This window comes from Pseudomonas sp. SYWMCR5, from assembly GCF_057197165.1.
The window spans coordinates 45,700-69,589 of record NZ_JBXUNH010000008.1 but is presented as its reverse complement, the minus strand read 5'-3'; the positions used below and the strand labels follow the sequence as shown (position 1 = coordinate 69,589).

Here is a 23,890-nt window from a genome sequence, read left to right as displayed (position 1 = left end):
TCATTCCTCCGCTGCGCTATGGCGCAGGCGGTTAATACGGTTCTCGCTCCACTGCTTGAGCAGCAGGATGAAGAGCGCCAGGATCAGCAACAGGCTGGCCACGCTGAAGGCCGCGACATGGTTGTACTCGTTGTAGAGGATCTCCACGTGCAGCGGCAAGGTGTTGGTGACGCCGCGGATATGGCCGGAGACCACCGACACCGCACCGAACTCGCCCATGGCCCGCGCGGTACACAGCACCACGCCGTAGATCAGGCCCCACTTGATGTTCGGCAGGGTGACATGCCAGAACATCTGCCAGCCGTTGGCGCCCAGCAGGCGCGCGGCCTCTTCCTCTTGCGTGCCCTGCTCCTGCATCAGCGGGATCAGCTCACGGGCGACGAAGGGCACGGTGACGAAAATGGTCGCCAGCACGATGCCCGGCAGGGCGAAGACGATCTGGATATCGTGGTCCTGCAGCCAGGGGCCGAGCAGGCCCTGGGCGCCGAACATCAGCACATAGACCAGGCCAGCGATCACCGGCGAGACCGAGAACGGCAGGTCGATCAGGGTGACCAGCACGCTCTTGCCACGGAAGCTGTACTTGCTCACGCACCAGGCAGCGCTGACGCCGAACACCAGGTTCAGCGGCACCGAGATGACCACCGCAAGCAGCGTCAACTTGAGCGCCGAAAGCGCGTCAGGCTCGAAGATCGCCTCGAAGAAGGTGCCGAAGCCATTCTTCAGCGCCTGGGACACCACGATCACCAGCGGCAGCAGCAGGAACAGCGCGAACACCAGCCAGCCAAGGCCGATCAGTACACGGCGCGAGGTGGCGCTGCCGCGGCGGGCGGCATTGGCGGCGGAGCTTGCAGTTATGGATGACGAAGACATGACCGGGCCTCCTTCAAGGGGTTTCGATGCGCCGCTGAAGCAGGTTGATCAGCAGCAGCAGAATGAAGGAAACCACCAGCATCAGCACGCCGATGGCGGTGGCGCCGGTGTAGTCGTACTGGTCGAGCTTGACCATGATCAGCAGCGGCAGGATCTCGGTCTTCATCGGCATGTTGCCGGCGATGAAGATCACCGAACCGTACTCGCCCACACCCCGGGCGAATGCCAGGGCGAAACCGGTCAGCCAGGCCGGCAGCAGTGCCGGCGCCAGCACATGGCGGAACACCTGCAACGGCTTGGCACCCAGGCAGGCGGCGGCCTCCTCGACCTCACGCGGGATGTCCGCCAGCACTGGCTGCACCGTACGCACCACGAACGGCAGCGTGACGAAGGTCAGGGCCAGGGTGATGCCCAACGGGGTGTAGGCGATCTTGAAGCCCAGGTCGGTGGCGAACTGGCCGACCCAGCCCGCAGGCGCGTACAGGGCAGTCAGGGCGATACCGGCGACGGCGGTGGGCAGGGCGAACGGCAGGTCGATCATCGCATCGATGATCTTGCGCCCGGGGAAGGTGTAACGCACCAGCACCCAGGCCAGCAGGGTGCCGATCACGCCATTGATGATGGCGGCGAACAGGGCGGTACCGAAACTCAGCTTGAGCGCCGCGATGACCCGCGGTGCACTGATGATGTTCCAGAACTGCTCCCAGGTCAGCTGCGAGGCATGAATGAACATGGCCGCCAGCGGTATCAGCACGATCAGGCTGAGATACACCAAGGTGTAGCCCAGCGTCAGCCCGAAGCCGGGTATGACGGGGGAGATGCGACGTGACATAAATATCCCTGGTTGAACGCACTTGGCCCGGAACAGATTCCGGGCCGGTGCAAACTTCTGAAATCCTGGGGCTGCTTTGCGGCCCCGCTTTTTCCTTGGCCTTTACTGCGCCTGGTAGATCTGGTCGAACACACCGCCGTCGTTGAAGAACTTCGGCTGCGCAGTTTTCCAGCCACCGAAGTCCTTGTCGATAGTCACCAGGTCAAGTTTCGGGAACTGCTTGGCGAATTCGGCGGCGACTTTCTCGTCACGCGGACGATAGAAGTTTTCTGCAGCGATCTTCTGGCCAGCAGGGCTGTACAGGTATTTCAGGTATTCGGTGGCGATCTCGGTGTTGCCCTTCTTCTCGGCGTTCTTGTCGACCACCGCCACTGGCGGCTCGGCGAGGATCGACAGCGAAGGCACGACGATCTCGAACTTGTCGCTGCCGCCGTCTTCCTTCAGCGCCAGGAAGGCTTCGTTTTCCCAGGCCAGCAGGACGTCGCCCTGGCCGTTGTTGACGAAGGTGATGGTCGAGCCGCGTGCGCCGGTGTCCAGCACCGGTACGTGCTTGAACAGCTCCTGCACGTACTCTTTGGCTTTGGCTTCGCTGCCACCGGATTTCAGGCCATAGGCCCAGGCGGCGAGGAAGTTCCAGCGGGCGCCGCCGGAGGTTTTCGGGTTGGGGGTGATGACCGAGACGTCTTTCTTGACCAGGTCACCCCAGTCCTTGATGCCTTTCGGGTTGCCCTTGCGCACCAGGAACACGATGGTCGAGGTGTAGGGGGTGCTGGCATCCGGCAGACGGGTCTGCCAGTTCTCCGGCAGGGTCTTGCCGAGCTTGGCGACTTCGTCGATATCGCCAGCCAGGGCCAGGGTCACCACGTCGGCGCGCAGGCCGTCGATCACCGCGCGGCCCTGCTTGCCCGAGCCACCGTGGGATTGCTGGATCTTCACCTTGTCGTCCGGGTGCGCCTGCTGCCAGTGCTTGATGAATTCGGCGTTGTACTGCTGGTACAGCTCACGGGTCGGGTCATAGGACACGTTGAGCAGTTCGTAATCCTTGGCGATGGCGGAACCGGCAAAAACGGCACTGGCCAGAGCGGCGAGCGCATAACGGCGGATGGACATGGTGAAGCTCCCGATTGGCATTTTTTCTAGTTGGATGTGTCGGATCAGCCGGACTTGTTGCCGGGCTGCTGCAGGCGGAATTTCTCCTTGCGCTCGATCTGCACGACCTGAGCGTTGTGCACGGTGATCTCCACTGCACCGAAGCGCAGGTCGCGCAGCGCGCTCTGGATTTCACGCAGAATGGTGGCTTCGTCCTGACCGTCGATGCTACGCAGAGATGCACTCATGCTCGTTCTCCATTGAGTAAGGGTGCCGGGCAGAAGAAGGGGATTGCGCCTGGCTTGAGGGCAATCTTAGTGAGGGCGGGATATTCTTAAAAATACTGTTTAAGAATGTTTATATAACTGAATTTCTGAGCAGGTAAGCGGGTGACTGTGGGAGCGGGCTTGCACGCGAATGCTGTGGTGCGGCCACTGTTGCATTCGCGGGCAAGCCCGCTCCTACAGGAAGTTGAAGCTTCAGTTATGCGCCTGCGGCTCGCGGATCTTGTACCAGGCCACGTACAGCGCCGGCAGGAACAGCAAGGTCAGCAGCGTTGCGCTGATGATCCCGCCGATCATGGCGTAGGCCATCGGGCCCCAGAACACCTCGCGGGCGATGGGGATCATCCCCAGGCTGGCCGCTGCGGCCGTGAGCAGGATCGGCCGACGCCGATGGTTGGTAGCCTCGACCACCGCGTCCCAAGGTGAGTAGCCCTGGGCCTCGAATTCGTCGATCTGGGTCACCAGGATCACCGAGTTGCGGATGATGATGCCGATCAGCGCAAGAATCCCGAGGATCGCAACAAAGCCCATGGGCGTTCCCGTCGGCACCAGCGCCAGCACCACGCCGATCAGCCCCAGCGGCGCGACGCTGACCACCAGGAACAGCTTCTGCACGCTGTGCAACTGGATCATCAGGAAGGTCGCCATCAGGAACAGCATCAGCGGAATCACCTGAGCAATCGGCCCCTGCGCCTTGCCGCTCTCCTCCACGGTGCCGCCGGTGGCTACTTCGTAACCGGCCGGCAGCGAAGCGGCGAACTCTTCGATCTTCGGCTTGAGCTGGGCCACCAGGTCGGTGGGCTGGATCTCGCCGTTGACCGATGCCTTTATGGTGATCGTCGGCTTGCGGTCACGCCGCCAAACCAATGGCTGTTCGAGCTCGTAGCGCACCGTGGCGAACGACAGCAAGGGGATCGAGGTGCCGCTGGGGCTGACGATCTGCAGGTTCTGCAGGGTATCGGGCGAGCCGCGCTCACTGTCCTTGGCGCGCGCGACCACGTCCACCAGGTAGATCTGGTCGTTGACCTGGGTCACCGGTGCACCGGTGACGATGCTGTTCATCACGTTGGCGACGTCTTCGGACGACAGGCCCAGTTGGCGCGCCTTGTCCTGGGCGATCTCGACCCGCAGGACTTTGCCGGGCTCGTTCCAGTCGTACATCATCTCGCCAATGTTGGGGTTCTGGTCGAGCAAGGTCGCAAGGTCGATGGCGTGCTTGCGCACCTGGTCGATATCCTTGCCGCTGACCCGGTACTGGATCGGACGCCCCACTGGCGGGCCCATCTCCAGCGATTGCACATTGGTGCCGATGCCGACGAAATCATTGCGCAGCCGCTCCTGCAGCTTGGGAATCAACGTGTTGCGCTGCTCCAGCCCCTTGCTGACGATGACCAGTTGCGCGTAGTACGGGTTCTGCAGCTGCTGGTCGAGCGGAAGGTAGAAACGCACCGCGCCCTGGCCGATATAGGTGCTCCAGTGGTCGATGTCCGGATCGTCCTTGAGGGTGGCTTCCAGGCGATCAACCGCACGGCGGGTTTCCTGGATCGACGCGTTCTGCGGCAGGTTCAGTTCCAGCAGGATCTCCGGGCGATCCGAAGACGGGAAGAACTGGTTCTGCACGAACCGCATGCTCAACACCGCCAGGGCGAACAGCACCACGGTGCCAACGATGGTCAGCCAGCGGTTGCGCATGCACCACAGCAAGCCGCTTTCGAAGGCGCGGCCGATGCGGCCGGGTTCCCCATCATGGGGTTTGACCTTGCTGCTGAGGATATGCACGCCCAGCACCGGCGCGAAGAACACCGCCACCACCCACGACACCAGCAGCGCCACCGCGATCACCGCGAACAGGGTGAAGGTGTATTCGCCCGCAGAGCTGGCGTTCAGGCCGATGGGCACGAAGCCGGCAACGGTGACCAAGGTGCCGGTGAGCATCGGGAATGCCGTCGAGGTATAGGCATAGGTCGCCGCGTCGTTCTTGCTCTCGCCCATCTCCAGGCGCGTGACCATCATCTCTACGGTGATCATTGCATCGTCGACCAGCAGGCCCAGGGCGATGATCAATGCACCCAGCGAGATGCGCTGCATGGTGATGCCGCTGTACTCCATGAACACGAAAACCATCGCCAGCACCAGCGGGATCGAACAGGCCACCACCAGGCCTGCGCGTATGCCCAGGCTGATGAAACTGACCACCAGCACGATGATCACCGCCTCGAACAGCGCACTGGTGAAGCCGCCCACGGCGTCCTCGACCACCACGGCCTGGTTCGACACGGTATGCACGCCCACACCCACCGGTAGCTCAACGGTGATGCTGTCCATCTTGTCGCGCAGTGCCTTGCCGAACTCCTGGATGTTGCCACCCTTCTTCATGCCGATCGCCAGGCCGATGGCCGACTGGCCGTTGTAGCGGAACATGGGGGCGGGCGGATCCTGGAAACCGCGCTCGATATCGGCGATGTCGGCCAGGCGGAAGAAGCGGTCGTTGATTCTCAGGTTGACCACCTGCAGGTCCTTCTCCGAGGCGAACTGGCCGGTGGTGCGCACCGAGATGCGCTCTGGCCCGGCTTCGATCACCCCGGCCGGAGTCACCGCATTCTGCGATTGCAGCGCCTGCATCACCTGGCGCTGGTCGATGCCCAGTGCCGCCAGCTTGCGGGTGGAGAAGTTCAGGTACAGCACTTCATCCTGCACGCCGATGGTTTCGACCTTGCCGATATTCGGCACCTCGCGCACTTCGGCGCGCACCTGCTCGACGTAATCGCGCAACTGGCGCAGGTCCAGGCCATCGGTGGTGAAGGCGTAGATCGAGCCGAACACATCACCGAACTCGTCGTTGAAACCCGGCCCTTGCAGGCCCTGGGGGAATTCACCGCGGATGTCCTGGATCTTCTTGCGCACCTGGTACCAGATCTGCGGGATATCCTCGGCCCTGGTGGTATCGCGCAGGTAGACGAAAACCGTCGACTCGCCGGGCCGGGTGTAGCTCTTGACGTAGTCGAGCGAGTCCAGTTCCTCGAGCTTCTTCTCGATCCGGTCGGTCACCTGGTACAGGGTTTCGTCCTGGGTCGCACCGGGCCAGCGGGTCTGGATCACCATGGTCTTGATGGTGAAGGACGGGTCTTCTTCCCGGCCCAGGTTCATGTAGGAGAACACGCCCATCAGCAAGGCGACGAACATCAGGTACCACACGAAGGACTGGTGCTTCAGGGCCCAGTCCGACAGGTTGAAGCTTCCTTTCATCGTGCGTCCTCGTCGAATTTGACCTGCTGGCCCGGCTTCAGGCTGTTCACACCCGCCGTCACCACCCGTTCGCCCGGCTGCACACCGGCGCCCAGCACGACGCGCCGTTCGCTGCGCTCCACGAGTGTGACCTCACGGGTGGCCACGGTCTTGTGCTGCGGATCGACCACCCAGACCTGGGTCTTGCCGTCTCGCTCCAGCAGGGCGGTAGCCGGCAGCTCGGTGCGCGGCGCGATCGCCGAGCTGAGCGTGACGCTGATGGCGGTGCCGAGGTGGAACGCCTGCGGCGTACTGGCCAGGCTTAGCCGCGCACGTCGGGTGCGGGTGGCGGCATCGGCCTGCGGCTCAAGCTCGCGCAGCGTGGCGGTGGTGCTGATGGCCGGCTCCAGTTGCGATGCCACGGTGAACACCAGCGACGGGGTCAACTGCTCGGCGACTGGGATCGGCAGATCAATCACCGCCTCCTTGACGTCCGGGCGCGCCAGCGTGACCACTTCCTGGCCGGCACTGACCGTCTGCCCGGCTTCGGCGCGCCAGGCCGTGACCACGGCGCCATGGTCGGCCTTGAGCGTGCTGTAGCCGAGCTGGTCGCGTGCCTGGCTGAGCGCCGAACGCGCCTGTTCGAGCGAGGCGCCGGTGGTCTTCAGGTCGGTCTGGGCAATGTCCAGCTGGGCCTGGGCGCCGACGCCGCGGTCATACAACTGCTGCTGGCGACGGGCATTGGCCTGGGCGTTGATCCATTGCGCCTGGACTCGCGCCAGGTCGCCTTCGGCGGCGCGCAGCTGGTTCTGTTGGTCGGTGGGATCGAGAGTGGCCAGGGTGTCGCCCGGTTTCACCTGCGCGCCCACGTCCACCCAGCGCCGCGCAATGCGCCCGGACACTCGGAAGCCCAGGGTGCTTTCAAAGCGGGCCTGGATGGTGCCGGCAAAACGACCGAGCTGCGACTGCGTCTGCGGCTCGACCAGGGTCGAGAGCACCGGCCGTACGGGCTCGGGCGCCGGCTCATCACCCTTGCAACCGGGCAGCAGGGCTGCTGCGGCAAGTAACACCAGCAAGGGCTTCATGGCTCACCTCCGGGGCTCTTGGCGTCGACTTTCTGCACCTGCATGCCCGGATGCAGCAACTGGCCGCCACTGACCACAACGGTTTCGCCGCTTTTCACGCCGTCACTGATGACGATGCGCCCGGTGAGGTAACGCGCCACCTGAACCTTGCGCAGTTCGACCTTGTCGCCCTCGCCCACCACCCACACCGCCGGCTCATGCAGCGCCTTGGTCAGCGCCGACCAGGGCAATTCGATGCTTGGGCGTCCCTGTGCGTGAGCCGTGGCGGTTACCGGCGAGCCCAACTGCATGGCAGCCGGCACGTTACGCAGCGCCACCTTGACCTGCACCGTACCGCTCTCGGCAGACACCGTCGGAGTGATTTCGCGAACCCGTCCTTCGGCCTGCACCTTGGGGTTATCCACAAGCCGGACGATCACCCCCTCGTCACTGGGTGGCGACACCAGCAGCGACTCATAGACGTTGAAGACGGCATCACGATCGCCGTCGGTGGCCAGGCTGAAAATCGGCATGGTCGCCTGCACCACCTGGCCGACCTCGGCCTGGCGCGCGGTGATCACGCCGTCCGCCTCGGACACCAGGTCGGTGTAGCTCAATTGCTCGCGGGCATTGGCCAGTTGTGCCTGGGCCGCCTTGAGCGCGCTCTGGCTGCTGCGCAGGGCAGCTTCAGCCGAGTCGTATTCACTCTGGCTGGTGTAGCCCTTGGGCAACAGTTTCTGCTGACGCACGAAGGCGGCGCGGGTCTGGGTGACCCTCGCCTGCTCGGCGAATACCTCGGCCTTGGCCGAGTCGACATTGTTCTGCAGGTCTTTCGGGTCCAGGCGCGCCAGCACCTGGTTGGCCTTGACGTGATCGCCCACATCGACGCTGCGGGCGATGATCTTGCCGCCCACGCGAAATGAAAGGTCGGTCTGTACGCGCGCCTGCACATCACCGGTAAGGGTGACGTTGGCGGCGAAATCGGTAGGTTCGACCCGTGCCACGCCGACGCGTGGCAGTTCAGGGCTGGACGCCTGTTCCTTGCAGCCTGACAACACTGCCAACAACCCCAGGCAAACGACCAACAGCGGACGCGTAAACGTCATGCAGGCTCCTTGCTTGCGCGCAAATGATTCGTGGGATGCGACTGTCAGCGTAGTTCAGGGTTCAATAATCGGTACTGGTGGGGTCGGCTTTGGATTGGCGGTGGCCTTTTCGCGGGCAAGCCCGCTCCTACAGAGAGTTGTGGTGCCTGTAGGAGCGGGCTTGCCCGCGAAGAGGCCACCGCAAAATCCGGAAACCATGACTGGCGCCAAGGGAGGACCAGCACCGCTAACCTCCAAAGGTCAATTTCATGGAGGAAATTCGATGCTCCTGGCCCACTCTCCCCGCCTGCGCCGCGGCCGCTGCTCAGAGCCTGGCAGGTGCTACCTGCTGACCACTGTCACCCACGAACGACAACCCCTGTTCCACGACCTGCGCAGCGCCCGGCTGGTGGTGAAACAGCTACGCCTGTCAGATCAGGAAAACGCCAGCCGCACGCTGGCCTGGGTGCTGATGCCGGACCATCTGCACTGGTTGATCGAGTTGAGGGGGGTGACGCTTGGGAGTTTGATGCGCAGGTTCAAGTCGCGCAGCGCCATCACCCTGCGCAAGGCCGGAGTGAGGCATGTACCCGTCTGGCAACCGGGGTATCACGATGCCGCTTTGCGCAAGGAGGAGGAAGTGGTGCAGGCAGCCAGATACATCATCGCCAATCCACTGAGAGCAGGGCTGGTCAGCAGTGTGCGGGAGTATCCGCATTGGGATGCGGTCTGGCTTTGAATCGGTGGTGAAGCCTTCGCGGGCAAGCCCGCTCCTACAGGTTCAGTGCACGTTGCACCATCCTTGTGGGAGCGGGCTTGCCCGCGAAAGGGCCGTCAGGCCGACGCAGCAGCCGGAGCCGGACGCCGCACCTGCGGCTGCCCGACGTTCGCTGCAGCACCTTCCTCGATGGCCTGCTGGATCGCCCGGCGGCGGCGCTCTTCGGCGCGGCGGCTGAAGTACCAGACCAGGAAGGTCACCAACGACACCGACAGCAGGATCAGGCTGGCCACGGCGTTGATCTCAGGCTTAACGCCCAGGCGCACGGCCGAGAACACTTCCATCGGCAAGGTGGTCGAGCCAGGGCCGGACACGAAGCTGGCCAGCACCAGGTCATCCAGCGACAGGGCGAACGACATCATGCCGCCTGCTGCCAGAGAAGGCGCGATCATCGGGATGGTGATCAGGAAGAACACCTTCCACGGCTTGGCACCCAGGTCCATCGCCGCTTCCTCGATCGACAGGTCCAGCTCGCGCAGGCGAGCCGACACCACCACCGCCACATACGCGGCACAGAAGGTGGTGTGGGCGATCCAGATGGTGACGACGCCACGCTCCTGCGGCCAGCCGATCATCTGCGCCATGGCCACGAACAGCAGCAACAGCGACAGACCGGTGATCACCTCGGGCATCACCAGCGGCGCGGTGACCAGGCCACCGAACAGCGTGCGGCCCTTGAAGCGGGTGACCCGGGTCAGCACGAAGGCCGCCAGGGTGCCCAGCGCGACCGCAGCCACCGCCGTATAGCAGGCGATCTCCAGCGAGCGCATCACCGAACCCATCAGCTGGGTGTTGTCGAGCAGGCCGACGTACCACTTCACCGACCAGCCGCCCCACACCGTCACCAGCTTCGAGGCGTTGAACGAGTAGATCACCAGGATCAGCATCGGCAGGTAGATGAACAGCAAGCCGAGCACCAGCATCAGCTTGGAGAAACTGAAGCGCTTCATGCCCGACCCTCCATCTCTTTGGCCTGGCTGCGGTTGAACAGCAGGATCGGCACGATCAGGATCGCCAGCATCACCACTGCCAGCGCGGATGCCACCGGCCAGTCACGGTTGTTGAAGAATTCCTGCCACAGCACCTTACCGATCATCAGGGTTTCCGGACCGCCGAGCAGTTCAGGGATCACGAACTCGCCCACCACCGGGATGAACACCAGCATGCAACCAGCGATGATGCCGTTCTTCGACAGCGGCACGGTGATCTTCCAGAAGCTGTTGAAGGTGCTCGAGCCCAGGTCGCTCGCGGCTTCCAGCAGGCTCTGGTCATGCTTCACCAGGTTCGCGTACAGCGGCAGGATCATGAATGGCAGGTACGAATAGACCACGCCGATATACACCGCCAGGTTGGTGTTGAGGATCTGCAGCGGCTGGTCGATCAGCCCGGTCCACAGCAGGAAGCTGTTGAGCAGCCCGTTGTTGCTGAGGATGCCCATCCAGGCATAGACGCGGATCAGGATCGCGGTCCAGGTCGGCATCATGATCAGCAGCAACAGGACCGTCTGCATCTCTTTCTCGGCCTTGGAGATGGCGTAGGCCATCGGGTAGCCGATCAGCAGGCACAGCAGGGTGCTGAAGAAGGCGACCTTGAGCGAGCCCAGGTAGGCCGAGATGTACAGGTCATCTTCGGTGAGCAGGCCGTAGTTGGCCAGGTTCAGCACCAGTTGGATCTTGTCCTCGACGTAGGTGTAGATCTCCGTGTAAGGCGGGATCGCCACGTCGGCTTCGGCGAAGCTGATCTTCAGCACGATGAAGAACGGCAGCATGAAGAACAGGAACAGCCAGATGAACGGCACGCCGATCACCAGATGGCGTCCCTCGGGGATGATGCGCTGGAGGGCTCGTTTGAGCTTTCGCGGTTTCATGAGCGCAGTACCACGCCGCTGTCGTCTTCCCACCACACGTAGACTTCATCGCCCCAGGTCGGGCGCGCGCCCTGGCGTTCGGCGTTGGCGACGAACGACTGGACGATCTTGCCGCTCGGCAGCTCGACGTAGAACACCGAGTGACCGCCCAGGTAGGCGATGTCGTGGACCTTGCCGCGCGACCAGTTGTGCTCGAAATCGGGTTGCGTCGTCGTCACCAGCAACTTCTCTGGGCGCAGCGCGTAGGTGATGTGCTTGTCCTCGACCGAGGTGGTGACACCGTGGCCGACGTAGATCTTGCGCTCGAGCTCCGGCGAGGCGATCAGCGCGTGGCCTTCGGCGTCGTCGATCACTTCACCTTCGAACAGGTTGACGTTGCCGATGAACTCGCACACCAGGCGGCTGGTTGGCGTCTCGTAGATATCCACAGGCGAGCCGATCTGGGCGATCCAGCCCAGGTGCATGATGGCGATGCGCTGGGCCATGGTCATGGCCTCTTCCTGGTCGTGGGTCACCATCACGCAGGTCACACCGACCCGCTCGATGATCTCGACCAGCTCCAGCTGCATCTGCGAACGCAGTTTCTTGTCCAGCGCGCCCATCGGCTCGTCGAGCAGCAGCAGTTTCGGACGCTTGGCAAGCGAGCGGGCCAGGGCCACACGCTGACGCTGACCACCGGAGAGCTGGTGCGGCTTGCGCTTGGCGTACTGGGTCATGTGCACCAGCTTGAGCATCTCGGCCACGCGGGCTTCGATGTCGGCCTTGGGCATCTTGTCCTGCTGCAGGCCGAAGGCGATGTTCTGCGCCACGGTCATGTGCGGGAACAGCGCGTAGGACTGGAACATCATGTTGATCGGCCGCTCGTAGGGCGGCATGTCGGTGATGTCGACACCATCGAGGAAGATCCGACCTTCGGTCGGACGCTCGAAGCCTGCAAGCATCCGCAGCAAGGTGGACTTGCCGGAACCGGAGCCGCCCAGCAGGGCGAAGATCTCGCCCTTGCGGATTTCCAGGGACACATCGTCCACGGCGATGGTTTCGTCGAACTTCTTCGTGACCCGGTCGATCTTGACCAGCACCTGCTTGGGCTGCTGGTCACCCTCGAGGGCTTTCTTATAGGCACCGGAGGCAACTGCCATGAGTGAAACTCCCAACAAGATTTTTGTGCCCGAGCGGCCTGCGTGCAGGGCCACGTCGGGTCTGGATTTTTACTTGCCCGACTTGACCTTGGTCCAGCTGCGGGTCATCAGACGTTGCACCTTGGGGGGCAACTCCGCGTTGACGAACATCTTGTCCAGCACTTCCTGCGGTGGGTAAACCGCGGCGTCAGTTCTCACAGCCTGGTCCATCAGGTCGCCAGCCTTGGGGTTGGGGTTGGCATAACCGACGTAATCACTGACCTGGGCGATAACCTCAGGTTTCAGCAAATAGTTGATGAAGGCGTGGGCCTCTTTCACGTTCTTGGCGTCCTTGGGAATCGCCAGCACGTCGAACCAGAGGTTGCCGCCTTCCTTGGGAATGGCGTAGGCCAGGTTCACGCCCTTCTTGGCTTCTTCAGCACGGGCCTTGGCCTGGAAGACATCGCCGGAGAAGCCTGCCGCGACGCAGATGTCGCCATTGGCAAGGTCGGTGATGTACTTGGAGGAGTGGAAGTAGGTCACGTACGGACGTACCGCCAGCAGCTTCTTCTCGGCCTTGGCGTAATCCTTGGGATCGGTGCTGTTGGGGTTGAGCCCCATGTAGTTGAGCACCGCCGGGAGCATCTCGTCCGCCGAGTCGAGGAAGGCCACACCGCACTTGGAGAGCTTCTTCATGTTCTCGGGTTCGAACAGCACCGCCCAGGAGTCGATCTTGTCCACGCCCAGCGTGGCCTTGACCTTGTCGACGTTGTAGCCGATGCCGTTGGTGCCCCACAGGTAAGGCACGGCGTACTGGTTGCCCGGATCGTTCTTTTCCAGCCGCTTCATCAGCGCTGGGTCCAGGTTGGAATAATTGGGCAGCAGATGCTTGTCGAGCTTCTGGAACGCGCCCGCCTTGATCTGCTTGCCGAGGAAATGGTTGGACGGCACCACCACGTCATAGCCGGTGTTGCCGGCCAGCAGCTTGCCTTCCAGGGTTTCGTTGGAGTCGAAGACATCCTGCACGGGCTTGATGCCCGTCTCTTTCTCGAAGTCCGCGAGCGTGGTCGGGCCGACATAGTCGGACCAGTTGTAGAAGTGCACCGTGGGCGCCGCTTGAACGCTGCAGGCCAGCGTCAGACCTGCTCCAGCCATCATGGCCTTGCGCAATACAGAAATAGACAAGTGGTTGGTCCTCACAATCAGAGCCTTCGGTGGCGGCTGGGAGCAGCCGTACACGCAAAACCGGCGCGCAACTTACCTGCGTGGCTGGGATGTCGCAATCAACAATCGAGGTTTATGCCCCCTGGGCCGGAAAACCCCGGCCCAGAGAGCCCCGCACAGGGCTTACTTGCCCGACTTGATCTTGGTCCAGCTACGGGTGATCAAACGCTGGGCGGCCGCTTCAGGGGCGGCGATCGCGTACAGATGCTTCTTCACTTCCGCTGGCGGATAGATGCTCGGGTCGCTGGTGATGTCCTTGTCGACGAACTGGGTCGCGGCCTTGTTACCGTTCGGGAAGCGCACGGCGTTGGTGATCTCGGCCATGATTTCCGGTTGCAGCAGGAAGTTCATGAACTGGTAGGCAGCATCTTTATGCTCGGCATCTTTCGGGATGGCGACCATGTCGTAGAAGGTGCCAGCGCCTTCTTTCGGAATGATGTAGTCCAGCTTGACCTTGTCGCCGGCTTCGTGGGCGCGGGCCTTGGACTGCTCCAGGTCACCCGAGTAGCCGACGGCCACGCAGATGTTGCCGTTGGCCAGGTCGCCGATGTACTTGGAGGAGTGGAAGTAGGTGATCGAAGGACGGATCTTCAGGAACAGGTCCTCGGCCGCCTTGAGGTCTTCCTTGGTGGTGCTGTCGGTCGGCTTGCCCAGGTAATGCAGCGCGGCCGGAAGCATTTCGGTCGGTGCATCGAGGAAGCTCACGCCGCAGCTCTTGAGCTTGGCGATGTTCTCGGGCTTGAACACGGCGTCCCACGAATCGATCTTGTCCACGCCCAGCGCGGCCTTGACCTTGGCCGGGTTGTAGCCGATGCCAATGGAGCCCCACATGTACGGGAAGGCGTACTTGTTGCCTTTATCGCTGGCGTCGCCAACGGCCTTGAGCAGGTCTTCGTCGAGGTTCTTCCAGTTCGGCAGCTTGGAGCGGTCGAGCTCCTCGTAGACGCCGGCCTTGATCTGCTTGGCCAGGAAGTTGTTGGACGGCACGACGATGTCGTAGCCCGACTTGCCTGCCAGCAGCTTGGCTTCCAGGGTTTCGTTGCTGTCGAAGACGTCGTACTTGACCTTGATGCCGGTCTGCTTCTCGAACTTGGCGATGGTGTCCGGAGCGATGTAGTCCGACCAGTTGTAGACGTTCAGCACCTTGTCTTCAGCGTGAACAGCAGTGGCCATGGCACCCATCAGGGCGGCGGCCAACAACGTCTTGCCCATTTTCTTCATGCGTTATGCTCCAGAATTTTTTTAGTAGCCATCTGTTCAGCTGCCAGGTCCCGTGGTGCAAGCGCCGGACGACTGAAACAACCGCTAGTCTGGCAAGTTACAAGGCGCTGTTTCAACAAAAGCAGGGCCTTGTAACGACTTAATGTCACATCGCTAGCCTAGCAAACGCCTATCGAATCGCTTCCAGGGTCAGATCCAGGCACTTGCGCGCCTTTTCCACCAGCTCGTCCACTTCTTCATGGCTGATCACCAGTGGCGGCGCGATGATCATGGTGTCGCCCACCGCGCGCATGATCAGGCCGTTGTCGAAACAGAAGTTGCGGCAAACCATGCCCACGCCCTTGCCTTCGTAACGGCTGCGGGTCGCCTTGTCCTTGACCAATTCGATTGCGCCGAGCAGGCCAAGGCCACGTACCTCGCCCACCAGCGGGTGGTCTTGCAGCTCGCGCAGTCGTTTTTGCAAGTACGGTGCCACTTCCGTGCGTGCGCGCTCGACGATCTTCTCGTCACGCAGGATGCGCAAGTTCTCCAGCCCCACCGCCGCTGCCACCGGGTGGCCGGAGTAGGTGAAGCCGTGGTTGAAATCGCCCCCTTCGCTGAGCACCTTGGCCACCTTGTCACGCACGATCACACCGCCCATGGGGATGTAACCGGAGGTCAGGCCCTTGGCGATGGTCATCAGGTCAGGCTTGAGATCGTAATAATCGGAGCCGAACCACTCGCCGGTACGGCCAAAGCCGCAGATCACTTCGTCGGCGACGAACAGGATGTCGTACTTGGCGAGGATCTCCTTGATCTTCGGCCAGTAGGTGTCCGGCGGAATGATCACCCCGCCGGCGCCCTGGATCGGCTCGGCGATGAAGGCGGCGACGTTGTCCTCGCCGACTTCCAGAATCTTCTTCTCCAACTGCTCGGCAGCCCACACCCCGAATTCATCCGGGGTCATGTCGCCGCCCTCACCGAACCAGTACGGCTGCGGGATGTGCACGATACCCGGGATCGGCAGGCCGCCCTGCTCGTGCATGCCGCTCATGCCGCCAAGGCTGGCGCCGGCCACGGTGGAGCCGTGGTAGCCGTTGACCCGGCCGATGAGCGTCTGCTTGTTCGGCTTGCCCTTGAGCGCCCAGTAGTGGCGAACCATGCGCAGCACGGTGTCGTTGCCTTCGGAGCCGGAGCCGGTGAAGAACACATGGCTCATGCCTTCGGGGGCCACGTCGGTGATGGCCTTGGCCAGCTCCAGCGCCGGCGGATGAGCGGTCTGGAAGAACAGGTTGTAGTACGGCAGCTCGCGCATCTGCTTCTCTGCCGCCTGGACCAGTTCTTCGCGACCATAGCCAACCGCCACGCACCACAGACCGGCCATGCCATCGAGGATCTTGTGCCCCTCGCTGTCCCACAAATGCACACCCTGGGCCTTGGTGATGATGCGCGGCCCCTTCGCCTTCAGCTGCTTGTAGTCGCTGAAGGGTGCCAGGTGGTGCTCGCCGCTCAGGTTCTGCCATTCACGGGTTTGCGGGTTGTTGACGCTCATCTGCTTCTCCACTATCCGATGGCCGCGCTCCTGCGGCCCCAGGGTTGATCACACGGCAAACAGCAGGAACTCGCGCTCCCAGGAACTGATGACGCGCTTGAAGTTTTCATGCTCGGCGCGCTTGGTGGCGACGTAGCCGGTAATGAACTTCTTGCCCAGGTACTGCACCAGCGACCGGCTGTTCTCCATACGCTCCAGGGCGTCCTCGATGGTCAGCGGCAGGCGCAGGTTGCGCCGCTCGTAGCCACGGCCCTGGACCGGCGCGCTGGCCTCGATGCCCTCGACCATGCCGATGAAGCCACACAGCAGGCTCGCGGCGATGGCCAGGTAGGGGTTGGCGTCGGCGCCCGGCAGGCGGTTTTCCACGCGGCGGTTCTGCGGGCCGGCATCCGGTACGCGCAGGCCGACGGTACGGTTCTCTTCGCCCCACTCCACGTTCACGGGCGCCGAGGTGTCCGGCAGGAAGCGGCGGAACGAGTTGACGTTTGGTGCGAACAGCGGCAACGCCTCGGGAATGAGTTTCTGCAGGCCGCCGATGTGATGCAGGAACAGCGTGCTCATGCTGCCGTCTTCATTGGAGAAGATGTTCTTGCCGGTGGCGATGTCGATCACGCTCTGGTGCAGGTGCATGGCGCTGCCGGGCTCGCCGGTCATAGGCTTGGCCATGAAGGTCGCGGCCACGTTGTGCTTGAGCGCGGCCTCGCGCATGGTGCGCTTGAACACCAGGATCTGGTCGGCCAGGTGCAGCGCGTCGCCGTGACGGAAGTTGATCTCCATCTGCGCCGTGCCGTCTTCGTGGATCAGCGTGTCGAGGTCCAGCTGCTGCAGTTCGCACCAGTCATAGACGTCTTCGAACAGCGGGTCGAATTCGTTGGCGGCCTCGATGGAGAACGACTGACGGCCAGTTTCCGGACGGCCGGAGCGGCCCACCGGCGGTTGCAGCGGGAAGTCCGGGTCTTCGCTGCGCTTGGTCAGGTAGAACTCCATCTCTGGCGCGACGATCGGCTGCCAGCCCTTGTCGGCGTAGAGCTTGAGCACTTTCTTGAGGACGTTGCGCGGCGACAGTTCGACCGGGTTGCCCTTCTTGTCGTAGGTGTCGTGGATCACCTGGGCGGTCGGCTCGATGGCCCAGGGCACGAGGAACACGGCGTCCTGGTCGGGGCGGCAGATCATGTCGATGTCGGCCGGGTCGAGCAGGTCGTAATAGATGTCGTCATCGACGTAGTCGCCAGTCACAGTTTGCAACAAAACGCTTTCGGGCAGGCGCATGCCCTTTTCGGCGATGAATTTGTTGGTCGGCGAGATCTTGCCGCGGGTGATGCCGGTCAGGTCGCTGATCAGGCATTCGACTTCGGTGATCTTGTGCTCTTTCAACCAATCGGTGAGCTGGTCGAGGTTGTTACTCATAAATACCTCAGGAGGTCATTTGACCCGGCCCCTGCGGGGCGGGCGCTACTGACGCCTGGCGTCGGTCAATGTCGGCGCATTCGGCGCGGCAGGGCCTGGCAAGGCCCACGCATTGATTCTGGATGGAGTATGTTGCCAAAGCAAAAACCCATGCGCAGGACGGCAGCCGATTCACGCGCAAAACGCGTATCGATCTCGAAAGCAAAGGGCAGGAAGGAAGAAAAGCGTGCAGTAAACTGCTACGGGGCGAGGGCTGACTGTGCCGGTCGTCAATTATTGCGGCCAGTCTGCTCCAGGGATGGGCCAGGCGCGCGAGGGCCTTTCGGCAAGCGGTGAAAATACCTGACTGCGCAGCGCAGGCGGCGCTTTCAGGTCGCGACTGGCGGACCATGTGACCCTCGTATTATTACTGTTATGGGTTGCGACCGAGCTTAGCCTCGTTCATTTTTTTTCACAACACCTCCGTAAAAAATAAAATACGCCACCATCGCCGTAGCCCTTTCCTACAGATTTAGCGGATAATGGGATGCCCTTATATGCAGCAAATCCGCCGTTGATGTGCCATTTCAGGGCATCAGGAGGTTGGCTTGACATCAGTTTGTCTTTTCGATTGACTGGGTCTGCAAGCCCCCCTTGATTGATATTTTTAACAACAAAGGTGTTGCATCATGTCGGTACCCCCGCGTGCCGTTCAGCTTAACGAAGCGAACGCGTTCCTTAAGGAACATCCTGAGGTTCTCTACGTTGACCTTCTGATTGCAGATATGAATGGTGTGGTTCGTGGCAAGCGTATCGAACGCACGAGCCTTCACAAGGTTTACGAGAAAGGCATCAACCTGCCCGCCTCCCTCTTCGCCCTGGATATCAACGGCTCGACCGTCGAAAGCACGGGCCTCGGCCTGGACATCGGCGACGCCGACCGCATCTGCTACCCGATCCCTGGCACCCTCTCCAACGAACCCTGGCAGAAGCGCCCGACCGCGCAACTGCTGATGACCATGCACGAAATCGAAGGCGAGCCGTTCTTCGCCGACCCTCGTGAAGTGTTGCGCCAGGTGGTGAGCAAGTTCACCGACATGGGCCTGACCATCTGTGCCGCGTTCGAGCTGGAGTTCTACCTTATCGACCAGGAGAACGTGAACGGCCGTCCGCAGCCGCCGCGCTCGCCGATCTCGGGCAAGCGTCCGCAGTCGACCCAGGTCTACCTGATCGACGACCTGGACGAGTATGCCGACTGCCTGCAGGACATCCTCGAAGGCGCGAAGGAGCAGGGTATCCCGGCCGACGCGATCGTCAAGGAAAGCGCCCCGGCGCAGTTCGAGGTCAACCTGCACCACGTGCCCGATCCGCTGAGGGCCTGTGACTATGCAGTGCTGCTCAAGCGCCTGATCAAGAACATCGCCTACGACCATGAAATGGACACCACTTTCATGGCCAAGCCCTACCCGGGCCAGGCTGGCAACGGCCTGCATGTACACATCTCCGTGCTGGACAAAGATGGCAACAACATCTTCACCAGCGAGGATCCCGAGCAGAACGCCGCGCTTCGTCACGCTGTCGGCGGTGTGCTCGAGACCCTGCCCGCTTCGATGGCGTTCCTCTGCCCGAACGTCAACTCGTACCGCCGTTTCGGCGCGCAGTTCTACGTACCGAACGCGCCGAGCTGGGGCCTGGACAACCGCACCGTGGCCCTGCGCGTGCCAACCGGCTCGCCGGACGCCGTGCGCATCGAGCACCGCGTGGCCGGTGCCGACGCCAACCCGTACCTGATGATGGCTGCGGTCCTGGCCGGTGTGCACCACGGCCTGACCAACAAGATCGAGCCGGGTGAGCCGATCGAAGGCAACTCCTACGAGCAGCTGGAACAGAGCCTGCCGAACAACCTGCGCGATGCCCTGCGCGAGCTGGACGACAGCGAGATCCTGAACAAGTACATCGATCCGAAGTACATCGACATCTTCGTCGCGTGCAAGGAGAGCGAGCTGGAGGAGTTCGAACACTCGATCTCCGACCTCGAGTACAACTGGTACCTGCATACCGTGTAAACGAAAACGCCGCCCTCAGGGGCGGCGTTTTTCATTGGACCTGGCCAGCCCTATCGCGGGACAAGCCCGCTCCCACAGGCTCTGCATCGGTCTTGAGATCTCTGCAGTACCTGTGGGAGCGGGCTTGTCCCGCGATAGGGCCGGTACTGACCTACAACGACTTCTCGAAAATCTTCGAATTGCGCTGGTAGTTGTACAGCGAAGCCCGCGCCGCCGGCAGGCGCTCCACGCCACTGGGCTGGAACCCGCGCTCGCGGAACCAGTGCGCCGTACGGGTCGTCAGCACGAACAGGGTATTGAGGCCCAACTGCCGCGCACGGGTCTCGATACGCTCGAGCAGATCGTCCCCCCGACCACCATGCCGGTACTCCGGATTCACCGCCAGACACGCCAGCTCGCCCGCCTCGGACTCGGCGATCGGATACAGCGCCGCACAGGCGATGATCATGCCGTCGCGCTCCACCACGCTGAACTGCTCGATCTCCCGCTCCAGCACCTCGCGCGAACGGCGCACCAGGATGCCTTGCTCTTCCAGCGGGCTGATCAGCTCCAGCAGGCCGCCGACATCCTCGATGGTCGCCTCGCGGACGATCTCGAACTGCTCCTGGGCTACCAGCGTGCCACCGCCGTCGCGGGTGAACAGCTCGGTGAGCAGCGCACCGTCCTCGGCATAGCTGACGATATGGCTGCGCGCCACGCCGCCCTTGCAGGCCTCGGCGGCAGCATCGAGCAGCTCGCCCTGGTAGTCGCTGCCCAGGCGCTGCAAGTGCGCCGGGACCTGCTGCGGCCGCAGCTCACGCACCAGCTTGCCTTTTTCGTCCAGCAGGCCCGGCTCGGCGCCGAACAGCAGCAACTTGTCGGCGCCCAGCTCGATGGCTGCGCGGGTGGCGACGTCTTCGCAGGCCAGGTTGAAGATCTCGCCCGTCGGCGAATAGCCCAGCGGCGACAGCAGCACGATGGAGCGCTCGTCGAGCAGGCGGCTGATGCCCTTGCGGTCGATGCGCCGCACCTCGCCGGTGTGGTGGTAGTCGACACCCTCCAGCACGCCGATCGGCCGTGCAGTCACCAGGTTGCCGCAGGCCACGCGCAGGCGCGAACCCTGCATGGGCGATGCGGCGATATCCATCGACAGGCGCGCTTCGATGGCCAGGCGCAGGGCGCCGACGGCGTCGATCACGCACTCCAGGGTCGCGGCGTCGGTGATGCGCAGGCCATGATGGTAGTGCGGGGTCAGGCCCCGGGCAGCCAGGCGGCTTTCGATCTGCGGGCGCGAACCGTGCACCAGCACCAGGCGCACGCCCAGGCTGTGCAGCAGCACCAGGTCGTGGACGATATTGCCGAAGTTGGGATGTTCGACGCCATCGCCGGGGAGCATGACCACGAAGGTGCAGTCGCGATGGGCATTGATGTACGGGGAGGCATGACGCAGCCAGTTGACGTATTCGGGCATGACAGGGCCTGTGGATAAGTGAACGAGACGGGTGAAGGCGCACAACGTTCGAAAGTCATCGTCGGAACAGGCTTGCGGTCACGCGCGGTCTCCTCTAGGCAGGAACGAATCAGGTCAGTGGACTTTTAGCTCAGGCAGTAGTGCCGGATAAGGTCACGCAATAGACGCACGGTAGGCTCGATTCGTGACATTTCAAGGTACTCGCCCGGCTGATGGGCGCAAGCGATGTCGCCGGGTCCGAGCACGATGGTCTGGCAACCCAGCTGTTGAAGATAAGGCGCTTCGGTGCCAAAGGCCACCGCTTCGGCACGATGGCCGGTCAGACGCTCGGCCAGTTGCACCAGCTCGGCATCGGCGGTCTGCTCGAACGGCGGCACCTCGGGGAACAGCGGCGCATAGTCGATGCGCACTTCATGGCGCTCGGCCACGGGCGTCAGCTTCGCGCGGATCGCCGCACGCAGTTGCTCCACGTCCATCCCTGGCAACGGGCGCAGGTCGAACTCCAGGGCGCACTGGCCACAGATGCGATTGGGGTTGTCGCCGCCATGGATGCAGCCGAAGTTCATCGTCGGCGTGGGCACGGTGAATTGCGGATTGCGGTAGGTCTGCTGCCACTGCTGGCGCAGGCCCATCAGCTCGCCCATCACCGCGTGCATGGCCTCCAGGGCACTGTGGCCCAGGCTTGGATCCGACGAATGGCCGCTGCGCCCGAGAATATCGATGCGGTCCATGAGGATGCCCTTGTGCATGCGGATCGGCTTCAGCCCAGTGGGTTCGCCGATCACTGCCGCCCGGCCCAGCGGTTGCCCGGCTTCGGCCAGGGCGCGGGCACCGGACATCGAGCTTTCTTCATCGCAGGTGGCGAGGATCAGCAGCGGCTGCTTGAAATCGTGCTCCAGCAGCGGGATCACCGCCTCGATCACCAGGGCGAAGAAGCCCTTCATGTCGCAACTGCCCAGCCCGATCCAGCGGCCATCCACTTCGGTGAGTTTCAGCGGGTCGCTGCTCCACAACTGCGGATCGAACGGCACCGTATCGCTGTGGCCGGCCAGCACCAGGCCGCCCGGGCCGGTACCGCGGCTGGCGAGCAGGTTGAACTTGCCTGGAGTGATCTCCTGGATCTCGCAACGGAAACCCAGATCGCCCAGCCAGTTGGCGAGCAGGTCGATGACCTGACGGTTGGACTGGTCCAATGCGGCCTGGGTGCAGCTGACCGAGGGGGCGGCGATCAGGGCGGCGAACTGGTCTTTGAGCGATGGCAACGGCATGCACGGACTCCTCGTAAAGCATGGGGGTCATCATAGCAATGCCGTCCCTTGGCAGGGCAACTCCTGTAGACTCTCCGCCAACCACGCCTTCCTTCGAGCCAGCGATGCACAAAGAAACCGAACTCAAGCTCCGCGCCAGCCGCGAGACCCTTGCCGCCCTGCGCGAGCACCCCTTGCTGAAGAAGCGCAACAAGTCCGGCTGGCAGACCCGCGAACTGCTCAACCAGTACTTCGACACCCCCGACCGCGAGCTCTCTGCAGCCCGCGTCGCCCTGCGCCTGCGCCGCGACGGCGAGGTCATCATCCAGACCCTCAAATGCCGTGGGCAGAGCGTTGCCGGCCTGTCCGAGCGCAACGAGTACGAGTGGTACCTGGACAAGGTCAAGCTGGACCTGAAGAAACTCGACGCCAGCTGCTGGCCCGAGCAATTGGCCGAGCTGGACAAGAAAACCATCAAGCCATTGTTCACCACCGATTTCACCCGCGAATACGCCGAGATCTCCTGGGGTCGCGGCAAGGCCAAGGTGGTGATCGAAGCCGCGCTCGACCAAGGCTTCGTGATCGCCGGCAAACGCAAGGAAGAAATCTGCGAGCTCGAACTGGAGCTGCGTGAAGGCGCCCCGGAAGCTCTGCTGGAGCTGGCCGCCGAGCTGTCCGCCACGCTGGCCTTGATGCCCTGCGACATCAGCAAGGCCGAGCGGGGCTATCGTCTGCTCGATCCCGACAGCTACGAGCTGAGCCTGCCACACACCGAGCTGGACGCCGAAATGGCCGTGGACGACGCCTACACCGCGCTCGCCTGGCAACTGCTGGGCAGCAGCCAGCGCCTGGCCGAACAGTACCGTCATAACGGCCACTGGCGCCTGCTGCAGGAATGGGTGCAGTGCCTGGCAGAGCTGCGCGCCCTCACCAGCAGCCTGGGCCAGGCCGCGCCACGGGCCACCACCCGTGACCTGCGCAGCCGCCTCGACGCCCTGCTCGAAGACTGGCGCCCACTGGTACAGGCCGGCAACGACGACGAAGACATCCGCCGCGCCGCACCCGAGCAGTTCGCCGAAGAGCTGGAAGACACGCGCTGGGGCCAGTTCTCACTGGAAACCTCGCGCTGGCTGCTGGCGCGCGCCTGGACCGTCGAGCGCAAGGGCCGCGGTGAGCGCCAGGGCAAGGCGCAACTGGCCAGCTGGCTGCACCACCAGCTGGGTGAAGAAGGCCGCGCGCTGAAGCTGCCGCTGTACACCCAGCGCCCGGAGGATCTGGGTGAACAGTTGCCGCGCATCGAGCAGTTGCTGACCTGGCTGCACCACGCCCGCCAGGTGCTGGAAGTGCCGCAACTGGACCGCCTGTACGGCGATCTGAAGAAGCTGCACGAACTGGCCGAGCAGCCGCTGGCCGAAGAGCAGTCGGGCGAACTGTTCGAAGCCCGCATCGAGCAGGCCCGCGCCATCGACCAAAGCCGCGCCTGGAAGCACCTGCTCAAGGTGTAAGACCGCGTCAGCTGCTTCGCGGGTATATCGGGGCACCGAACCGAT

General features: G+C 63.0%; 19 protein-coding genes. 3 read left to right on the top strand and 16 right to left on the bottom strand.

Going from position 1 to position 23,890, the window contains the following annotated elements:
- From cysW to AC2CGW_RS19815, 7 genes are all read right to left on the bottom strand, one after another.
- A complete protein-coding gene (gene cysW, locus AC2CGW_RS19845) occupies window positions 1-873 on the bottom strand; it encodes a sulfate ABC transporter permease subunit CysW (protein ID WP_112899462.1) in 873 nt (290 codons plus the stop codon).
- 13 nt (window positions 874-886) lie between these two features.
- Window positions 887-1,705, bottom strand: a complete 819-nt coding sequence (gene cysT, locus AC2CGW_RS19840) for a sulfate ABC transporter permease subunit CysT (RefSeq protein WP_186665492.1) — start codon at window positions 1,703-1,705, stop codon at window positions 887-889.
- 102 nt (window positions 1,706-1,807) lie between these two features.
- Complete coding sequence (locus tag AC2CGW_RS19835) at window positions 1,808-2,815, bottom strand: sulfate ABC transporter substrate-binding protein (RefSeq protein ID WP_426352067.1); 1,008 nt, start codon at window positions 2,813-2,815, stop codon at window positions 1,808-1,810.
- Between the two features lie 44 nt (window positions 2,816-2,859).
- Window positions 2,860-3,042, bottom strand: a complete 183-nt coding sequence (gene oscA, locus AC2CGW_RS19830) for a sulfur starvation response protein OscA (RefSeq protein ID WP_016489716.1) — start codon at window positions 3,040-3,042, stop codon at window positions 2,860-2,862.
- Between the two features lie 231 nt (window positions 3,043-3,273).
- A complete protein-coding gene (locus AC2CGW_RS19825) occupies window positions 3,274-6,324 on the bottom strand; it encodes an efflux RND transporter permease subunit (protein ID WP_426352263.1) in 3,051 nt (1,016 codons plus the stop codon).
- Complete coding sequence (locus AC2CGW_RS19820) at window positions 6,321-7,388, bottom strand: efflux RND transporter periplasmic adaptor subunit (RefSeq protein ID WP_186665486.1); 1,068 nt, start codon at window positions 7,386-7,388, stop codon at window positions 6,321-6,323. Before AC2CGW_RS19820 ends, AC2CGW_RS19825 begins: the two co-directional genes overlap by 4 nt.
- Window positions 7,385-8,473 carry an efflux RND transporter periplasmic adaptor subunit gene (locus AC2CGW_RS19815; protein WP_186665484.1) on the bottom strand — a complete coding sequence of 363 codons (1,089 nt, stop codon included), beginning with the start codon at window positions 8,471-8,473 and terminating at the stop codon, window positions 7,385-7,387. The genes AC2CGW_RS19820 and AC2CGW_RS19815 overlap by 4 nt, the downstream gene beginning before the upstream one ends.
- 262 nt (window positions 8,474-8,735) lie before the next feature.
- Between AC2CGW_RS19815 and AC2CGW_RS19810 the strand changes: the two genes are divergently transcribed.
- The gene (locus AC2CGW_RS19810) at window positions 8,736-9,191 is read left to right on the top strand and encodes an REP-associated tyrosine transposase (RefSeq protein ID WP_288376385.1); all 456 of its coding nucleotides are present in this window, start codon (window positions 8,736-8,738) and stop codon (window positions 9,189-9,191) included.
- Between the two features lie 95 nt (window positions 9,192-9,286).
- On the opposite strand, the gene AC2CGW_RS19805 is transcribed toward AC2CGW_RS19810, so the two are convergent.
- The 7 genes from AC2CGW_RS19805 to AC2CGW_RS19775 form a co-directional block, all read right to left on the bottom strand.
- Window positions 9,287-10,180, bottom strand: coding sequence for an ABC transporter permease subunit (locus tag AC2CGW_RS19805; RefSeq protein WP_186665480.1), 894 nt, complete (start codon window positions 10,178-10,180; stop codon window positions 9,287-9,289).
- Window positions 10,177-11,058 carry an ABC transporter permease subunit gene (locus tag AC2CGW_RS19800; RefSeq protein WP_172964842.1) on the bottom strand — a complete coding sequence of 294 codons (882 nt, stop codon included), beginning with the start codon at window positions 11,056-11,058 and terminating at the stop codon, window positions 10,177-10,179. The genes AC2CGW_RS19805 and AC2CGW_RS19800 overlap by 4 nt, the downstream gene beginning before the upstream one ends.
- Before the next feature lie 35 nt (window positions 11,059-11,093).
- Entirely contained in the window at window positions 11,094-12,236 is a 1,143-nt protein-coding gene (locus AC2CGW_RS19795; protein WP_054894983.1) for an ABC transporter ATP-binding protein, read from the bottom strand.
- Window positions 12,237-12,305: 69 nt separating this feature from the next.
- Entirely contained in the window at window positions 12,306-13,400 is a 1,095-nt protein-coding gene (locus AC2CGW_RS19790; protein WP_063541738.1) for a polyamine ABC transporter substrate-binding protein, read from the bottom strand.
- Window positions 13,401-13,562: 162 nt separating this feature from the next.
- Window positions 13,563-14,660, bottom strand: a complete 1,098-nt coding sequence (locus tag AC2CGW_RS19785) for a polyamine ABC transporter substrate-binding protein (RefSeq protein ID WP_288376384.1) — start codon at window positions 14,658-14,660, stop codon at window positions 13,563-13,565.
- Window positions 14,661-14,829: 169 nt separating this feature from the next.
- Window positions 14,830-16,191 carry an aspartate aminotransferase family protein gene (locus AC2CGW_RS19780; protein WP_186665477.1) on the bottom strand — a complete coding sequence of 454 codons (1,362 nt, stop codon included), beginning with the start codon at window positions 16,189-16,191 and terminating at the stop codon, window positions 14,830-14,832.
- Between the two features lie 48 nt (window positions 16,192-16,239).
- Entirely contained in the window at window positions 16,240-17,598 is a 1,359-nt protein-coding gene (locus AC2CGW_RS19775; RefSeq protein WP_054894987.1) for a glutamine synthetase family protein, read from the bottom strand.
- Window positions 17,599-18,266: 668 nt separating this feature from the next.
- Between AC2CGW_RS19775 and AC2CGW_RS19770 the strand changes: the two genes are divergently transcribed.
- Window positions 18,267-19,643, top strand: coding sequence for a glutamine synthetase family protein (locus AC2CGW_RS19770; protein WP_186665474.1), 1,377 nt, complete (start codon window positions 18,267-18,269; stop codon window positions 19,641-19,643).
- Window positions 19,644-19,794: 151 nt separating this feature from the next.
- On the opposite strand, the gene argA is transcribed toward AC2CGW_RS19770, so the two are convergent.
- A complete protein-coding gene (argA, locus tag AC2CGW_RS19765) occupies window positions 19,795-21,093 on the bottom strand; it encodes an amino-acid N-acetyltransferase (protein WP_186665472.1) in 1,299 nt (432 codons plus the stop codon).
- Between the two features lie 125 nt (window positions 21,094-21,218).
- Entirely contained in the window at window positions 21,219-22,361 is a 1,143-nt protein-coding gene (gene argE, locus AC2CGW_RS19760; protein WP_186710831.1) for an acetylornithine deacetylase, read from the bottom strand.
- Window positions 22,362-22,465: 104 nt separating this feature from the next.
- Here argE and AC2CGW_RS19755 point away from each other — a divergent pair, with 104 nt between their 5' ends.
- Window positions 22,466-23,845 (top strand): CYTH domain-containing protein, encoded by a 1,380-nt coding sequence (locus AC2CGW_RS19755; RefSeq protein ID WP_186665469.1) that lies wholly within the window; start codon window positions 22,466-22,468, stop codon window positions 23,843-23,845.
- Window positions 23,846-23,890: the final 45 nt, after the last annotated feature.

Bases quoted from the DNA above. Each gene is read 5' to 3' on its own strand.
- cysW (WP_112899462.1), bottom strand. From the start codon at position 873: ATGTCTTCGTCATCCATAACTGCAAGCTCCGCCGCCAATGCCGCCCGC.
- cysT (WP_186665492.1), bottom strand. From the start codon at position 1,705: ATGTCACGTCGCATCTCCCCCGTCATACCCGGCTTCGGGCTGACGCTG.
- AC2CGW_RS19835 (WP_426352067.1), bottom strand. From the start codon at position 2,815: ATGTCCATCCGCCGTTATGCGCTCGCCGCTCTGGCCAGTGCCGTTTTT.
- oscA (WP_016489716.1), bottom strand. From the start codon at position 3,042: ATGAGTGCATCTCTGCGTAGCATCGACGGTCAGGACGAAGCCACCATT.
- AC2CGW_RS19825 (WP_426352263.1), bottom strand. From the start codon at position 6,324: ATGAAAGGAAGCTTCAACCTGTCGGACTGGGCCCTGAAGCACCAGTCC.
- AC2CGW_RS19820 (WP_186665486.1), bottom strand. From the start codon at position 7,388: ATGAAGCCCTTGCTGGTGTTACTTGCCGCAGCAGCCCTGCTGCCCGGT.
- AC2CGW_RS19815 (WP_186665484.1), bottom strand. From the start codon at position 8,473: ATGACGTTTACGCGTCCGCTGTTGGTCGTTTGCCTGGGGTTGTTGGCA.
- AC2CGW_RS19810 (WP_288376385.1), top strand. From the start codon at position 8,736: ATGCTCCTGGCCCACTCTCCCCGCCTGCGCCGCGGCCGCTGCTCAGAG.
- AC2CGW_RS19805 (WP_186665480.1), bottom strand. From the start codon at position 10,180: ATGAAGCGCTTCAGTTTCTCCAAGCTGATGCTGGTGCTCGGCTTGCTG.
- AC2CGW_RS19795 (WP_054894983.1), bottom strand. From the start codon at position 12,236: ATGGCAGTTGCCTCCGGTGCCTATAAGAAAGCCCTCGAGGGTGACCAG.
- AC2CGW_RS19785 (WP_288376384.1), bottom strand. From the start codon at position 14,660: ATGAAGAAAATGGGCAAGACGTTGTTGGCCGCCGCCCTGATGGGTGCC.
- AC2CGW_RS19780 (WP_186665477.1), bottom strand. From the start codon at position 16,191: ATGAGCGTCAACAACCCGCAAACCCGTGAATGGCAGAACCTGAGCGGC.
- AC2CGW_RS19775 (WP_054894987.1), bottom strand. From the start codon at position 17,598: ATGAGTAACAACCTCGACCAGCTCACCGATTGGTTGAAAGAGCACAAG.
- AC2CGW_RS19770 (WP_186665474.1), top strand. From the start codon at position 18,267: ATGTCGGTACCCCCGCGTGCCGTTCAGCTTAACGAAGCGAACGCGTTC.
- argA (WP_186665472.1), bottom strand. From the start codon at position 21,093: ATGCCCGAATACGTCAACTGGCTGCGTCATGCCTCCCCGTACATCAAT.
- argE (WP_186710831.1), bottom strand. From the start codon at position 22,361: ATGCCGTTGCCATCGCTCAAAGACCAGTTCGCCGCCCTGATCGCCGCC.
- AC2CGW_RS19755 (WP_186665469.1), top strand. From the start codon at position 22,466: ATGCACAAAGAAACCGAACTCAAGCTCCGCGCCAGCCGCGAGACCCTT.